This window comes from Streptomyces sp. NPDC048825 (assembly GCF_043198355.1).
In the GTDB taxonomy this organism is placed as follows: Bacteria; Actinomycetota; Actinomycetes; order Streptomycetales; family Streptomycetaceae; genus Streptomyces; species Streptomyces xiangluensis.
This window is the reverse complement of record NZ_JBICUR010000001.1, coordinates 90,490-104,758: the sequence shown is the minus strand read 5'-3', so window position 1 is coordinate 104,758 and position 14,269 is coordinate 90,490. Positions and strand designations below refer to the sequence as shown.

The 14,269-nt window shown below is 71.4% G+C and carries 11 protein-coding genes and 1 pseudogene; 2 read left to right on the top strand and 10 right to left on the bottom strand.

The annotated features are described in order from the left end of the window. The first annotated feature begins 33 nt into the window (after positions 1 to 33). Entirely contained in the window at positions 34 to 399 is a 366-nt protein-coding gene (locus tag ACGFNK_RS00440) for a GyrI-like domain-containing protein (protein ID WP_393410431.1), read from the top strand. Positions 400 to 418: 19 nt separating this feature from the next. On the opposite strand, the gene ACGFNK_RS00435 is transcribed toward ACGFNK_RS00440, so the two are convergent. Continuing rightward, positions 419 to 1,486: a MerR family transcriptional regulator gene (locus tag ACGFNK_RS00435; protein ID WP_393410429.1), complete on the bottom strand. Its 1,068-nt coding sequence runs from the start codon at positions 1,484 to 1,486 to the stop codon at positions 419 to 421. Between the two features lie 188 nt (positions 1,487 to 1,674). Here ACGFNK_RS00435 and ACGFNK_RS00430 point away from each other — a divergent pair, with 188 nt between their 5' ends. Next, positions 1,675 to 2,553 carry a RimK family alpha-L-glutamate ligase gene (locus tag ACGFNK_RS00430; RefSeq protein ID WP_393410427.1) on the top strand — a complete coding sequence of 293 codons (879 nt, stop codon included), beginning with the start codon at positions 1,675 to 1,677 and terminating at the stop codon, positions 2,551 to 2,553. Here ACGFNK_RS00430 and ACGFNK_RS00425 read toward each other — a convergent pair. From ACGFNK_RS00425 to ACGFNK_RS00385, 9 genes and pseudogenes are all read right to left on the bottom strand, one after another. Beyond that, positions 2,537 to 3,157, bottom strand: a complete 621-nt coding sequence (locus ACGFNK_RS00425) for a hypothetical protein (protein ID WP_393410425.1) — start codon at positions 3,155 to 3,157, stop codon at positions 2,537 to 2,539. The two genes, ACGFNK_RS00430 and ACGFNK_RS00425, sit on opposite strands and share 17 nt — an antisense overlap. Next, positions 3,045 to 3,995 carry an FkbM family methyltransferase gene (locus ACGFNK_RS00420; protein ID WP_393410422.1) on the bottom strand — a complete coding sequence of 317 codons (951 nt, stop codon included), beginning with the start codon at positions 3,993 to 3,995 and terminating at the stop codon, positions 3,045 to 3,047. Before ACGFNK_RS00420 ends, ACGFNK_RS00425 begins: the two co-directional genes overlap by 113 nt. Next, positions 3,992 to 4,270, bottom strand: coding sequence for a Trm112 family protein (locus ACGFNK_RS00415; RefSeq protein WP_393410420.1), 279 nt, complete (start codon positions 4,268 to 4,270; stop codon positions 3,992 to 3,994). Before ACGFNK_RS00415 ends, ACGFNK_RS00420 begins: the two co-directional genes overlap by 4 nt. 311 nt (positions 4,271 to 4,581) lie before the next feature. After that, a pseudogene (locus ACGFNK_RS00410) lies at positions 4,582 to 5,496 on the bottom strand (hypothetical protein); the annotation flags it as partial. A 3-nt stretch (positions 5,497 to 5,499) separates the two neighbouring features. Next, complete coding sequence (locus ACGFNK_RS00405; protein ID WP_386354295.1) at positions 5,500 to 6,243, bottom strand: methyltransferase domain-containing protein; 744 nt, start codon at positions 6,241 to 6,243, stop codon at positions 5,500 to 5,502. Next, positions 6,240 to 7,619 (bottom strand): condensation protein, encoded by a 1,380-nt coding sequence (locus ACGFNK_RS00400; protein WP_393410417.1) that lies wholly within the window; start codon positions 7,617 to 7,619, stop codon positions 6,240 to 6,242. The genes ACGFNK_RS00405 and ACGFNK_RS00400 overlap by 4 nt, the downstream gene beginning before the upstream one ends. Then, a complete protein-coding gene (locus tag ACGFNK_RS00395) occupies positions 7,616 to 12,292 on the bottom strand; it encodes an alpha-(1->3)-arabinofuranosyltransferase (RefSeq protein ID WP_393410414.1) in 4,677 nt (1,558 codons plus the stop codon). Before ACGFNK_RS00395 ends, ACGFNK_RS00400 begins: the two co-directional genes overlap by 4 nt. Next, on the bottom strand, positions 12,289 to 13,071 hold the full coding sequence (locus tag ACGFNK_RS00390; protein WP_386354287.1) for a class I SAM-dependent methyltransferase: 783 nt from the start codon (positions 13,069 to 13,071) through the stop codon (positions 12,289 to 12,291). The genes ACGFNK_RS00395 and ACGFNK_RS00390 overlap by 4 nt, the downstream gene beginning before the upstream one ends. Beyond that, positions 13,068 to 14,219 (bottom strand): glycosyltransferase family 4 protein, encoded by a 1,152-nt coding sequence (locus tag ACGFNK_RS00385; RefSeq protein ID WP_393410412.1) that lies wholly within the window; start codon positions 14,217 to 14,219, stop codon positions 13,068 to 13,070. The genes ACGFNK_RS00390 and ACGFNK_RS00385 overlap by 4 nt, the downstream gene beginning before the upstream one ends. Between the last annotated feature and the right edge of the window lie 50 nt (positions 14,220 to 14,269).

Here is a 14,269-nt window from a genome sequence, read left to right as displayed (position 1 = left end):
CCCGATCGCATTCAGCGGCCGGACGTCACCGTCATGCAGCAGACCACCGTCGATGAGTTGAGCAGCATTCAGCAGCTCTGGCCGTCGTTCGAGAAGCTGGTCGGGCTGCGTGGACGCAAGATGTACGCGCAGATCGACGTACGCCAGAACACCTACACCGTCTGCACGCCGGTCAAGGAGGACGACCGCCCCGACCGCGTGGGCCTGCAGCTCGGCACCTTGCCGGGAGGCTGCTACCTCCGCGGTCGCCTGGTCGGCGAGCCGCCCCAGATCTATGGGCAGATAGCCGACGGGATGGCCGAGCTCGAGGCGATGCTGCCCGCCGATGACGCCCGGCCCCTGGTCGAGTTCTACCGCCGCCACGACCAGATCGAGCTGTGGGTGCCGATCCGGTCGTGACAACGGCTCAGCCCCGCGCTCAGCGCGAATCGGTCGTCACCACGTCGGCCACCACGCAACTCACGTTGTCCGGGCCACCGGAGTTGTTCGCCGCGATGACCAAGGCGCGAACCGCCTGCTCCGGCGAGGGGATTGTGGTCAGGGTTTCCTGGATCTCCGAGTCCGGGACAACCCCCGAGAGGCCGTCGGAGCAGAGGAGATAGCGGTCGCCCGGAAGCGCGTCGTGCAGCCGTACGTCCGGAGCGGGAGCCGGGCCCGCGCCCGTCAACGCCTTGAGGAGCAGCGCGCGTTGGGGGTGGGCCATGGCTTCCTCCAGGGTGAGGCGGCCCTCGTCGATCATCGACTGGACCATCGTGTGGTCGTGGGTGATCTGGAAGAGGGAGCCGTCGCGCAGGAGGTAGGCGCGGCTGTCGCCGATGTGGACCAGGGCCAGTTGGGAGCCGGTCCAGAGCATCGCGGTGAGCGTGGTGCCGTCCTCCTTCGGGTTCCGGGTCACGTCCTGGACCGCCTGTGTCGCGCCCTGGACCGCGTCTTCCAGGAGGTTGAGGACACTGCCCGCCGGAAGCGGCTCGGTGTCCAGGAACTTGAGGGCCTCGACCGCGGCCGTACTGGCGGGGGCTCCCGCAGGGCCGAAGCCGTCTGCGACGGCCAGGACGCGGGTGCCCGCGTATGCCGTGTCCTGGTTGGCGGGGCGGACTAGGCCCGTGTCGGAGAGAGCGGCGTAACGCAGTTCCAGCATGGTGGTGTCCTTCCTCGGAACCTGTGAAAGGTGGTCGACGAGGAAGGCCGCCAGGTCACGGCGGGTCGCCGTCTCGGCTTCGACCTGCGCCCAGTACGCGCGGATCTCCGTGGCCGCGGACGCCGGTTCGAGCGCGCAGACCTCCCGTATCCGGGCCAACGGCATCCCGAGCCGCCGCAGCCACGCCACCAGACGCGCCTGCTCCAACTGGTGCGGCGCGTAGTAGCGGTACCCGCTCTCCGGGTCCACCCGCGCGGGCCGCAGCAACTCCAGCTCGTCGTACAGCCGAAGCGCCTTCGGCGACAGCCGGCACGCCTTGGCGAACGCCCCGATCGTCAGCATCTCCATGCGACCTCCATGCGCGATCTCCATGCGCCCCCCTCGCGAGCCGGTCGTTCCTCGTCTCGCCACCGATGCTGTGGCCTCCCCAAAGGGGAAGGTCAATTCCATGTGCTTCGGTTCCGGTCGGATTGTTACCCTGCGGGCCGAACCGCTGGAATCGACGTATGGAATCGACGTACGGACGAGGAGTCCCCGTGACACGCAGTACCCGCATCGCACTCGTCACCTGCCGGGAGGTGCGGGAGACCGGTTACGACCGCGACCTGCCGGTGCTCGCGGGAGCGGTGCAGGAGGCCGGGGCCGAGGCGGTCGTCGTGTGCTGGGACGACCCGGACGTCGGGTGGGGCGACTTCGATCTTGCCGTCATCCGGTCCACCTGGGACTACACCTGGCGGGTCGCCGAGTTCGTGGCGTGGGCCGAGCGGTGCGGGCAGGCAACGACGCTCGCCAATCCGGCCGACGTCGTGCGCTGGAACGCCGACAAGCGGTACCTGGGGGATCTGGGCGCAGCAGGGGTACCTGTCGTCGACACGCGCTTTCTCGCTCCGGGGGATCCGGTCGATCTGCCCGAGGAGCAGGAGTACGTCATCAAGCCCACCTCGGGGGCAGGGGCCCGGTACGCCGCCCGTTACGCGCCCGGGGAACACGAGACAGCCGTACGCCATCTCGCGCGGATGCACGCGGAGGAGCTGACCGCGATCGTGCAGCCGTACGTACGGAGCATCGATACGGCGGGTGAACGGGCCCTCCAGTTCTTCGGCGGGCGTTTCCTCCACGCCATACGCAAGGGCGCCGTCCTCGAACCCGGGACCGCGTACGACGAGGACAAGGTCCCGCACCCGAACCTCCGGCCCTGGCAGCCGACCCCTGCCGAACTCGCCGTCGCCGAACGGGCGTTGGCCACCGTACCCGGCGAACCCGAGTTGCTCTACGCGCGCGTGGACCTCGTGGACGGGGACGACGGCGAGCCCCGCGTGATGGAGCTGGAGCTGATCGAGCCGAACCTCTTCCTCTCGCTGCACACGGACTCGGTGCCGGTCGTCGCGGAGGCGATCGTCAAGGCCGCCCGCTGACGGCGACGCCCTGGCCGCCGTTGACGGCCACCCGCTGCAACAGCCCCCAGGTGAACTCCGCCACGCAGTCCCGTCGTACGCCCGACGAGTCCGGTGCCTGGAACCTCAGCCCCCACCTCGTCGGCGCCGTTCCCTCCAGCGGCCGGGCGGGAGCGAAGGCGCGGGCCGCCTCGTCCACCGTGCAGGACCAGGGGGTCAGGTCGTCGAGCGTGCGCAAGGAAGGCTCCGCCGCACCCGGCGCCCGTACCAGCCACTCGTTCCAGACCACTCCGTTCGGGGCGAGGAGCACCTCGAAGCGGAGATCCGGCCACAGGGGTACGGGCCAGAGCCGGGCCTCGCACTCCAGATCGCCGATCTTCCGGGTCGCCACCGCCTCCGGCTGGCCGAGGACCGAGTGGTAGCGGGATGCGGCCGAGCGGGAGCGGGGGCCGCGGATCATCGCCTGCCAGCGGCGGTTGGCCTCGCGCATCTCGGCGATCGAGACGCCCAGCTCATGACGGGCTTCCTCGACCAGGTCCGGATTGTGGTCGGCCATGCGGCGTAGCAGGACGAGCTGGAAGTCGAGCCGGGTGAACGGGCCGGTGGGTCGCTTCGCGGCGGGCATGCGTCCCATCCTCGCGGACACGCGTCCCGTCGTCGCGTACGGGTCGCTCTTCGCGTACGAGTCGCTCGCCCGGGCGGCGGCCGTCGGGGAGGAACAGGACGGAGTTGACGTAGCGGACGTAGCGGTGGCCGCGGAACGGCAGCACCCGGCGGAGCAGGCCCTGGGAGACGACGTGGGAGGCGCGTGCCTGGTGGGCCTCCAGGTCGAAGGAGGACAGGGGGAGCCACGTGTCGCCGGGCAGGACCCAGCCCTCGTAGCCGTGCTGGGCCAGGTGGGAGACGACCGGGGCGATCGGCTGGATGCGTGCCTCCAGTTCGATGAACAGGGCCGGCCGGTCGCGGGTCAGCAGGGCGGTGGCGCCGTGCAGGACCGCGAGTTCGTTGCCGTCGACGTCGATCTTGACGAAGCCGACGTCGTGGAGGTCCAGGCTGTCGAGGGTGAGACAGGGGACGTCCAGGGCGCGGGCGTGGATGTCCCGGCGGATGAGTGAGGAGACGCCGCGGTCGCCCTGGTCGCCGGGCGGCAGCCAGAGCCGGGCGGTGCCCCGGCGGTCGCTGGCGGCGGCGCGGACCACCCGTACGTTGCCGGGGGTGGCGTCGGTCAGCAGGCGGGCCAGGTGCGGGACCGGCTCTAAGGTCACGACGCGGCGGGCCCGGTCCGACAGACGGCGCGTCCAGGGGCCGTACCAGCCGCCTACGTCCACGGCCGTGCCGCAGTCCGGCGGGCACAGTTCGGGGAGCCGTGCCAGCTCGGGCTCGAAGCGCGGGTAGACGAGCCGGGCCGCCGCGGCGACGAGGCGCAGGGGGATGAAGGGGGCGAGGCGGGCGGCCAGGGTCATGGGGTGATCCCGGGGGTCTGGGGCCCGCGGAGGGAGCCGCTGATGTCACTGCCCCCGGAAATACGCAGCACCAGCTCCTCGTGCTCGTCCTCCGTCACCTGCTCGCCGGAGGACGGGAGGAGCTGGGGTATGCCGTCGACGATCGGGTAACGGCGTTGCAGCCGTGGGTTGTAGAGGGCGTCGCCCGATTCCTCCGGTTCCTGTACGAGGAGGTGCAGGGGCCCTTTGTCCAGCGGGCACGCCAGGATCTTCAGGAGCGGGTCGTCAGGGTTCATGGTGGGGTCAACTCCCGGGTGGGCGTGGGGTGTTCGGGCTCTGGCGCCGGTTCGGTCTCCGACGGGGATTCGGGTTCCGAGGGCGCCGGTTCGGTCTCCGATGGGGATTCGGGTTCCGAGGGTGACTGCGCGGGCTCCGATGGGGATTCGGGCTCCGACGGGGGCTGCGCGGACTCCGAGGGGGACTCGGGTTCCGAGGGTGGCTGCGCGGGCTCCGATGGGGATTCGGGCTCCGACGGGGACTGCGCGGACTCCGAGGGTCGTTCGGAGTCCCAGAGCGGCTCGTGTTCCGAGGGCCGTTCCGGTTCCGACGGCGGTTCCGGTTCCGACGGACGGGGCTCCGGCTTCGCCGGCGGGTCGTGCTTGGGCATCGCGAGGAGTACGGAGACCGCCAGCGCCGTACCGCCGAGGCGCAGCGCGAGCCGTACCGGGTCCTCGGGAAGTGCCTCGCCGAACGCGAACGTGCCGAGCACCGCCGTGAACAGGCAGGTCACCGTCGTACAGACCGGAACGATCAGCGAGGCCCGGCAGCGTTGCAGCGCCGCCTGCGACATGATCAGGCCGAACGCGCCGGTGAACAGCAGGATGTAGGGATACGGGGAGACCAGCAGGTCGAGCAGCGCCCCGCCGAGGCCACTGGCCGTCAGGTAGCTCGACACGCCCTTGATGGCCAGCGAGCTCACCCCGTACAACAGGCCCACCGCCACGCCGTATTCGACCCCCGTGGTCGGCATACGGTGCCGACGGCGGGCACGGTGCTCGGCGGAGCCGTACAGCCAGACGCCCATCGCCAGGGTCGGCAGGCAGACCAGCAGGATCATTGAGACGGGCGCGCTGCGGCTGACCGTGTCGGAGCGTTCGTTCAGCGACAGCACGACCATCAGCAGGGCGGCGAGGATGGCGCCGATTGCGTACCGCTCGCGGCCGGAGGTCTCCTCGCCGAGGAGGACCGAGGAGAGCAGGACGAGGATGACCAGGCCGGAGACGAAGATGCCCTGGGCGGCGGCGATCGGCAGGGTGCGGTAGACGACGAGCTGGGCGCCGAAACCGCTGGCCAGGGCGAGGGAGCCGCCGATCCACAGTGGGCTGCCGAGGACGAGGCGCAGCAGCCGCGCCGGTTCGCGGACGTTCACCGAGGGCATGGCCGCCAGCGCCCGTTTCTCCAGGACGAAACCGGTGCTGTACAGAACGTTCGCCAACAGCGCCGCGGCTACCCCCCACCACATGGGCTACGTCCTCCGTGCGTGCAGGAGCAGGATCGAGGCCATGGATGGCGCCCGGCAGGCCAGCCGGTCCAGTGGGCGCATCGGCCGCGGTACCCCGTGGAAGGGCGCCCCCCGCAGTCGTACGACCTCGAAGCCCGACGCGGCCACGAACTCCCGTAGCGCGCGGGCGGTGTAGAGCCGCAGATGGCCCACGACCTCCTGGCCGGGGCGGCCGTGGATGGCGCGCAGGCTCACCTCGGAGAAGACGGGCTGGACTCCGGCGAGGAGCAGGGCCCGGTTGTACCAGGCGGCCAGGTTCGGGGTGGAGAGCATGAGATGACCTCCGGGGCGCAGGATCCGGTGGATCTCGTCGAGGGCCGCGTCGGGGTCCACGAGGTGTTCGACGACCTCGCTGAACAGGACGGCGTCGGCGCAGCCGGACCTGAACGGCAGCCCGCCGTCGGTGAGTTCGCCGCGTACCGCGTACGGGATGTGGGTGTGCGCGCGTTTCAGGGCGTCCTGGGACCAGTCGACGCCGATGATGCGGTGGCCCGCGAGGAGCGGGGCGGCCGTCGCGGCGGCGCTGCCGTCGCCGCAGCCGATGTCGATGACGGTCCGTGCGCCGGATGTGGCCGGGCCGAGGGCTTCGGCGAGCATCCGGGCCTGGCGGAGGCTGCGGGGGGTGCCGGAGGCGACGGTGACGTCCGGGTCCTCGTAGAAGTCCCGTAGTCCGTGCGGTCGTTCGCGGCGGGGCGGGGCGGTGGTCATGGGCCGTTCCCCCTCGTGGGCTTCCCCGTTGTGGGCTTCTCCCGCGTGGGTTTCTCCCTCGCGGGCTCCTCCGCGTGTTCCGTCGCGTGCAGGTAGTGCTCGAACAGGTCGCGGAGGTGGCAGCCGTCGCCGTGGCTGAGGAGGGTGCGGGACCAGCGCAGCGCCAGGTGCAGCCGGCCCGCCGTGGCGGCCGTAGTGACGGTCAGGCCGCGGGGCATACGGGCGGGGGCGGAGAACCACACCGCGTGCGCGCGGCCCGCTCCCTCGCCGAAGTCGAGGGGGTACGGGACGCGGCCGATGTTGCTCAGCAGGGTCGTCGACGTCCAGGGCGCGGCGGCTCTGCGCAGGCCTCTGGTGAGCGCGGCCCGCCAGGGCACGGGGGCCCAGGGAGCGGTCAACAGGGCAGCTCCGTGGCCGAGTTGGGGACGCGGCTGGGCCTTGAGGGCGCGCGTGCGGTCCGCCGTACGACGCAACAGGCCGGGCAGGTCGGAGTCGTCCAACTCCGCGGGGCTGAACGGGACTTCGACGAGCCGGGTGCCGTTGCCGATGGGCATGTCCGTGCCGCGCGGCCGGTCGTCCACCGGCATCGTGATGCGCAGCGGCCGGGGATGGGCGCCGTGTTCCCGGTTCCAGTGGGCGATCATCATCGCGGTGGCCACCATGAGCTGGTCGTTCACGGTGTAGGGGGAGCCCTTGGGCCGGTGCGGCACGTTCAGCTCGGACACGAGCATGCCGTTGCCGGGGGAGGGCTCGGGGGTGCCGTGGGCGACCCGGGCGGGCGGGGTCCAGCTGGAAGGGGCGTCAACTTCCGTGGGGGCGGCGCCTGCTGTACGGGTCGGGGGCGCGGCGGGGGCGTTGTCGCGGCCTCCGTAGAGCTCGGCCGCGGTGGCCAGGACCCTGAGGCAGGCGGGGCCGTCCAGGGCGGTGTGGTTGATGGTGAGGAAGAGAACGGTGCCGTCGTCCTCCGGATCGCGGACGACCTCCAGCCTGATCGGCGGGGAAGCCGACAGCGGCGGGGCGGAGGCGAGCGCCCTGTCCCGGGCGTGCTTCAGGGCGTCGCGGTCCGGCGCCGGGAACGTCACCACCTCCACGTCCGGGTCGCGGGTGAGTTCCCATTCGTAGCGGCGGCGGTACCAGGGCCCCGCCGCCTCGCGCATCAGGATGCGCGAGTGGCGGTGCAGGGCCCCGGTGAAGGCCGTCTTCAGGCGGGCCGGGTCGAGATGGCCCGGCAGGTGGACCTCGATGTGGACGGTCTCCGGCTCCTCCTCCTGGAGGCAGTGCCGGGCGACCTCGTCCACGACGGGGAACGGGATCCGGGCGGGCGGCCGTACGGGTCCGTCCGTGCCGTCACGCGCCGGGTGGTCCAGGGTGGTCATGTGGGTTCGCCTTCCCCCGTCTCTTCCTTGTCTCGCACTTCCTTGTCCCGCGGTTCCGTCGCTTCCGTCTCTTCGGGACGTGTCGCCTTGGACTTCGGCTTGCTGAGCGGGAAGCGGACGGTCGGTGGATCGGTTATCCGCCGGTCGGACTCGGGGCCCCGCGCGGAGACGGTGGGCCCGGCCTCGTACTTCGGCGGCGTCTCCGGCGCTGCCTCCTGCGACTCCTGCGACTGCGACTCCGGCGTCTCAGACGACTCCTGAGGCGTCCGGGGCGGCGGCAGCAGTCCCGGCGCACCGGCACCTGCACCCGGACTCGCACCCGGCGCCGGAGCCGCACCCGCGCCCGGTCCCGACGGAGACCCGGCCTCGGGCGCCCCCGACGGAGAAGCTGTCGCGGGCGGCCCGTACGTCTCCCCGCGCTGCCGATTCGGCAGCGGCGCCGTAGGCGCCTCCGAGCCGGGGGCGGGCGGCGGCACAGGCGGGAGAACACCGAAGCCACCGGGACCTCCGGGCTGCGACCCCGGAGGCACAGCCCCCTGAGCCCCCTGAGGCTCCAGCGCAGCACCCCGCGTCGACACCAGCCCCGCGAACAGCCCGATCAGCGCCAGCAGTTGGGCCGCGGGCCCGAACGTCCCCTCGTCCGCCGAGGCCGCCGTCCCCGCGCCCGTGGCGGCGGCGATCCCGGCACCCGCGAGCGCGAGGAACGCGATCGGCACCAGCAGCGCGTGCCGCTTCCAGGCGATGAGCGCGAGCACCGGCACCAGCAGGGCGAAGAACCCGGCGATCACGGCAGCCACCAGCGTGAGCGCCACGACACCCAGGATCATCCCGGGGGCGGGCGGCAGCGGTGAGGGCTGGTCGGTGTTGGGCGAGTTGCGCCGGTACAGGACGAGACCCGCGAGTGCGAGCACCCCGACCCCGCCGCCGATCAGCCCGGCCTCGTACGTCGTGGAGGGCTCGTACGACATCTTGATGGTGCCGCCCTCACCCGCCGGGATCCGCCAGCCCTGCTGCCAGCCGTCGAGCCGGACCGGGTCCAGCTCGTCGCCGTTCAGCGTGGCCTTCCAGCCCTCGTTGAAGTTCTCGTACGTCGTCAGGTACGAGGCCGCACCCGAGGCGACGCTCACCTCGCGGAGGTCGCCCAGCCAGTCCCGTATCTCCAGCTCACGCTCGGCGGTGGAGGGGGCCGAGACCGTGCCGCGGGTCAGCGTGACGTCCGTGACCGCGAGCGGACCGGCGTCGCCCGCCTCGACGCGGTGCGCGCCCGAGTCGAGGGAGAGCGAGGTGTCCGCGCGGCCCTGCTGGCAGAGCGTCACCTCGATGGGCCGCCGCTCCACCAGGTCCTGGACGGTCCCGGACGCGCTGGTCTCGTACAGCTCGTCGTCGATGGCGAGCGTCGGGCCCTGACCGCACGGCACGTCGAAGGTGCGGTCGGCGTCGGGCTGCGGGGTGCGGTACTGGTCGAGCGCCGGGACGTACGCCTCGGTGAGGCCGACCGGAAGTTGCAGATCGTCGTCGACGACCGGGTTGTGGACGGTCAGCTCCGCGGTGTCGGTGATCGTGATGTCCAGCCGGTCGGTGGTGATCGCGGGGAAGCGGACGATGCCGTTCTCGTCGACACCGGCGATCGCCGCGCCGTCCGGCGAGCTGATGTTCACCTTGGTGGGCCGGGTGGACAGACCGCCCGCGGGCGGCAGGACGATCTCGTCGACGGCCTGCTTGTCCGGCCAGCGCAGATGGATCGTGGGGTTGTCCCCGGCGATCCAGGCGGTGGTCAGATCGCCGTCGGTGAGATTGCGCGGCGACAGACCGACACCGAGGTTGGCCGTGGAGTCGGCGGTCGCGGTGATCTGGCTCTGCTGCTCGGGCGCCACCCGGTAGAGCAGTTCGTCGAGTTCGGCGCTCGGGATCGGGACCGCGCTCGCCTTCACCTCGTACGAGCCCGCCGCCTCGGAGTTCCAGCGGCGGTGCAGCCCGGACTCCGTGCCCGTCGGGGAGAAGCCGCCCGGGTCGGAGGCCCGGTGGAGCGAGACGACCTCGGCGGCGGCGTCGGTGCGCTCGGCGTCCTTCGGCAGCCGCAGCATGCGGGTCACCTGGACGTCGGGGATGCTGATCTCGGAGAACCCGGCACCGCTGAGACCGGTGTGCCGGGCCACCGAGTTGACGATGGTGATCCGCAGCCAGTCCGTCTCGCCCTCAGGCGCCTTGATCCGCTGCCGCATGCCGTTGGCCTGGAGGTAGCTCGTCGCGGAGCCGCGTTCGGTCTCCACCCGCACCCGCGTGGGCGCCGACCGCACACTGTCCTGCGGCAGCGGAGTGACCCGGATCGAGGAGGGGATGTCGGTCTTCTCCGTGAAGCCGATCCGCAGCCACTCACCGTTCGCCGAATCCGCGGCGCCCTCGGCCCATGCGGTGTCCGGATTGCCGTCGAAGGCGTTCACGGGGTCGTACTGCGGCAGATAGAACATCCAGTTGCCGCTCGACGACGCGGTCACCGAGCGGGCGCCGCGCAGCTCGGCCACCGTCTGATGCCCGATGCCCTCCGTCGGCAGGATCTGGTGCGGCTTCTCACCGGCGTCCTGGAAGCTGCCGGAGTGATTGCGCTCGTCGCGGGTGTACGTGTACGAGGTGTTGGCGTTGACAAGACCGAACCGTGTGTCGGCGCGCCGCAGCCCGTCTCCCGTCACCTGGAGCGGGGGAGCGCCGAGCCCGGGGTGGTTGTCACCGGTCAGCACGGCGGGCCGGTCCCGGAATGCCGGATCGGCGGACATCGGCAGCAGTGCCTCAGGGCCGCCGGAGACCACGGCCGTGTCGGCGACGGCCTTCAGGCCTGCCTGCCCGGGCCGCTGCACGTCCTCGGCCGGCTCGTAGATCTCGATGGCGCGGTGCCGCGGATACAGGCCCTCGACCTGCACCGGAGTGTCTTCCGCGATCGTCCCGCCCGTCATCACCGGGCCGAGGCCGGTCACCCGGCGGTAGCCCGACTCCTCCAGGGTGCGCTTGACGGTCGTGGTCGGCACGTAGCCCATCTGGTCCGGGTCGAGATCGTTGCGCACGACGACGTAGTGGAGCCCGGCCCGGCTCAAGTAGTCGCCCAGGCCCGGGACTTCGCCGCCCGTCAGCAGTGCCTGCTCGACCGCGTCCATGGCGCGCCGGTTGCCCGCGGTGCCGAACGGCACATAGTCGCGCTGTGCCCAGCGGGACTCGGCGAGCACGTCGAGGGGCTGGTCGATGGTGGAGCCCCAGGTGTAGATGCCGTGCGCGGTGGCGGGGACGACGAGAGCGCGGGAGTCGGGAGAGTACTCCTCCAGCCAGTCGGCCGTGGCCTGCCAGTACTTGGGGAGCTCCTGGAACGAACCCGGCTGCAGGATCGACCCGTTGAAGTACGGCAGGGCGAGACCGGGCAGCACGAGGACCGCCGCGATCAGCGGGGCGAACCGCCGGCCGCGTACGGGACGTGCACCCCGCGTCTCGGAGGCGACACCGACCAGATGCATCAGCCCGAAGACCAGCGCGAGTGCGAGGCCCACCTGGAACTTGTAGATGTTGCGGAAGGGAGCGAGGCCGCCGTCCAGCCAGCCCTGGAAGGTCTCGTGGAAGGGCGCGCCGAACGAACCGCCGTATCCGGCAAGGGTGATGAGCGCGACCGACAGCACGACCAGGACCAGCCAGCGCCGTTCGGGCAGATCGCGGCGGGCGAGCCCGGCGAGCCCGAGGCCGGCCGCGAGGGCCGAGCAGACGATCACGACGACCGAGGAGGCGACAGTCCAGCCGGCGGGCAGCCAGGCCTCGCCGAAGTGCAGATAGGCGACCCAGTTACCGGCACCGCGCAGCATCTCCGTGGCCGACATGGTGGCCGTGGTGGTCTGTGAACTCTCGATGTACGGAAGGAAGTTCTCGCCGTAGATGCCGAGCAGCAGCAGCGGGATCACCCACCAGGCCGTCGCCAGGATCACCCCCGGCACCCACCAGGCGATCAGCTTGCGCTGCCTCGGGCCGCGCGGGCGGGAGAGGAGATACAGGCCGACGGGCAGGAGAGCGGCCAGAGTTGTCGCCGCGTTGACGCCGCCCATGAAGGGGATGAGCAGCGCCGAGCGCAGGGCGGCGATCCGCGCGCTGTAGCGCTCGTTCGTCAGCGGCAGCAGCACCCACGGCAGCATCGCGCCCGGCAGCGCCGCCGCCGAGGTCGAGCCGACGACGATCGTGAACACCGGCCACAGCGCGTACACCACCGCGCCCAGCAGCCGGGAGGGGCGGTTGCCGATGCCGAGCCGTTCGGCCAGCCGCAGCGCACCCCAGAAGGCGACGCTCACGACGAGCGACAGCCACAGGCGCTCGGCCAGCCACACCGGTATGCCCAGCAGGTCGGTCAGCGCGTAGTACGGCAGCATCGGGAAGGCGTAACCGATGTACTGGTCCGCGATGCCGCCGAAGCCGCCGCGATCGTGCCAGAGCTGACCGAGATCGGCCATGAACTGCCAGGGGTCGACCGTGACTCCGAGCTTGGTCTCGAAGGTCTGCCGGCCCGGGTCCACGGCCAGGAACAGCACGAACACCACGGCCCAGAATCCCAGAAGCCACCGTCGTGACCGCGGCCCCTCAGGGGGGTCGGGCACAGGAGGGAGGGGACGTGTCGGCGCCGGGGGAGGAGCCGACTGGACCGTACTGGTCATGGATACCGCCGGAGTATGAGGAGGAGATTCCAGGTGGCGAACTCGCGCAGCCCCGGCGCCTTCGCGACGGTTTCCGCGAGGAACGGCCAGTAGCGGGAGCGCGCCGAGACGACCGTGACGTCGTCCCTGGCGCGCACCTGCCTGAGGGTGGTTCCGATGTGTACGGCGAAGAGGTTCTCGCCGAGGGTGTGCTTGGCGTCCTTGCCGGTGCGCCGCTGATAGCGGGCGCGGGCCCGCTCGGCGCCGAAGTAGTGCCAAGGCGCCCACTCATGGCCGCCCCAGGGGGACAGCCAGTTGGTGAACGACACGTATATGAGTCCGCCGGGCTTGGTGACCCGCACCATCTCGCTGATGAAGGTCTGCGGGTCGGCCACATGCTCGAGGACATTGGAGGAGAAGCAGACGTCGGCGACGCCGTCCGCCAGCGGCAGCAGATAGCCGTCGGCGACGACAGCGCCCTGGGGCGGCTTCTCGCCGAGTTCTTGTACGTCCGGTTCGAAGAGGTAGGCGTGCGCGCCGCGCCGCTGGAACTCCTCGGTGAAATAGCCGCCCCCGCCGCCCACGTCCACGACGGTCCGGCCGTTGACCGGACCGTCGTACGCCTCCACCTGGTCGACGGCGTCACGGGCGAGCAGCGAGTAGCAGGCCTCCGGGTCTTCTTGTTCATGGAGGAAGGCGCGGAAGAGGGCGATGGAACGGCGCAGCGAAGGGTCCTTCAGACCCGTCCCCGTACGTCTGCCTTTGCCCGTGCCTCTGCCGGAACCCGTGGAAGTGCTCATGGCTGGTAGCTCCTCACCGCCTCCGCCGCCACCGCGCGGAACTGCCGCACGGTCTGGTGCCAGCGGTACTGGGCGGCACGTTCACGGGCTGCCTTGCCCATCAGGGTGCGGCGTTCGGCGGACAGGGCGAGGGTGCACCAGGCCGCCGCGAACGACGACTCGCCGCGGGCCAGCAGCCCGGTCTCGCCGTCCACGATGGAGTCCCGCAGACCGGGTACGTCGAAGGAGATGGCCGGGGTCTCACGGGCGGCTGCCTCGGTCACCACCAGACCCCAGCCCTCGACGGCTGATGGGTGCAGCAGCATCCAGGCGGCGCAGAGCAGCCGGTGCTTCTCGGCTTCGGAGACATGGCCCTTGAACTCGACGCCGGGGCCCGCGAGTTGCTCCAGGCGCTGGCGTTCGGGCCCGTCGCCGACGATCACCAGACGGCCGCCGGTGACGGGGCGGACCCGCTCCCACAGCCGCAGCAGCAGATCGATGCGCTTGTACTCGACGAGCCGTCCCATCGCGAGGAACAGCGGCTCCGGGGAGCGTTCGGCCCGCGGGCCCGGCTCCTCGACGCCGTTGTGGACGACCCGTATGCGCTCACGCTCGACCCCGATGTCGCGCAGCGCGTGTGCCGTCGACGGGGAGACGGCGACCAGCAGATTCTTGCGCTGGGCGCCCGCGAGCGCCCAGTGCTCAAGTCTTCGGCCGAGGCGGGCGGCGGGCGCCAGCGGACCGCCGAACCGCATCTTCCACAGATCGGTGTGCACATGGTTGACCAGGCACAGGGTCGGTCCGCGATGCCACAACGGCGCCAGGTACGGCATCCCGTTGCAGACCTCGACCAGCAGATCGCAGTCGCCGACCTGGCGCTGGAACGCCGAACGGACCTTCAGATAGTGGCCGAGGTCGCCGCCGGCCGACACGACTCGGTAGTCGCGGTACGCGGCCGGCCCCCCGCACAGCAGGGTGACCTGGTGGCCGAGTTGGGTCAGGCCCTCGGCGAGCTTGTCGACGAGGAGTTCGGAACCGCCCGCCGCCGCGTTGCCGAAGTCACGGCGGGCGAGGAAGACGACACGGCGCGGCTGTGGGGGATGCGCCGGGGGTCGCTCTGCGGTGCGGGGGAAAGCAGCGCGCAACGACGAAGGCACGTGCTGGGGCATTGGTGCTCCAACTCGTCTCGGGGTGCGGAACCAGCGTGGGGGGTACGGCA

Excerpts from the sequence above, each read along its gene's own strand:
- ACGFNK_RS00440 (WP_393410431.1), top strand. The coding sequence starts at position 34 with ATGCAGCAGACCACCGTCGATGAGTTGAGCAGCATTCAGCAGCTCTGG.
- ACGFNK_RS00435 (WP_393410429.1), bottom strand. The coding sequence starts at position 1,486 with ATGGAGATGCTGACGATCGGGGCGTTCGCCAAGGCGTGCCGGCTGTCG.
- ACGFNK_RS00425 (WP_393410425.1), bottom strand. The coding sequence starts at position 3,157 with ATGCCCGCCGCGAAGCGACCCACCGGCCCGTTCACCCGGCTCGACTTC.
- ACGFNK_RS00420 (WP_393410422.1), bottom strand. The coding sequence starts at position 3,995 with ATGACCCTGGCCGCCCGCCTCGCCCCCTTCATCCCCCTGCGCCTCGTC.
- ACGFNK_RS00415 (WP_393410420.1), bottom strand. The coding sequence starts at position 4,270 with ATGAACCCTGACGACCCGCTCCTGAAGATCCTGGCGTGCCCGCTGGAC.
- ACGFNK_RS00405 (WP_386354295.1), bottom strand. The coding sequence starts at position 6,243 with ATGACCACCGCCCCGCCCCGCCGCGAACGACCGCACGGACTACGGGAC.
- ACGFNK_RS00400 (WP_393410417.1), bottom strand. The coding sequence starts at position 7,619 with ATGACCACCCTGGACCACCCGGCGCGTGACGGCACGGACGGACCCGTA.
- ACGFNK_RS00395 (WP_393410414.1), bottom strand. The coding sequence starts at position 12,292 with ATGACCAGTACGGTCCAGTCGGCTCCTCCCCCGGCGCCGACACGTCCC.
- ACGFNK_RS00390 (WP_386354287.1), bottom strand. The coding sequence starts at position 13,071 with ATGAGCACTTCCACGGGTTCCGGCAGAGGCACGGGCAAAGGCAGACGT.
- ACGFNK_RS00385 (WP_393410412.1), bottom strand. The coding sequence starts at position 14,219 with ATGCCCCAGCACGTGCCTTCGTCGTTGCGCGCTGCTTTCCCCCGCACC.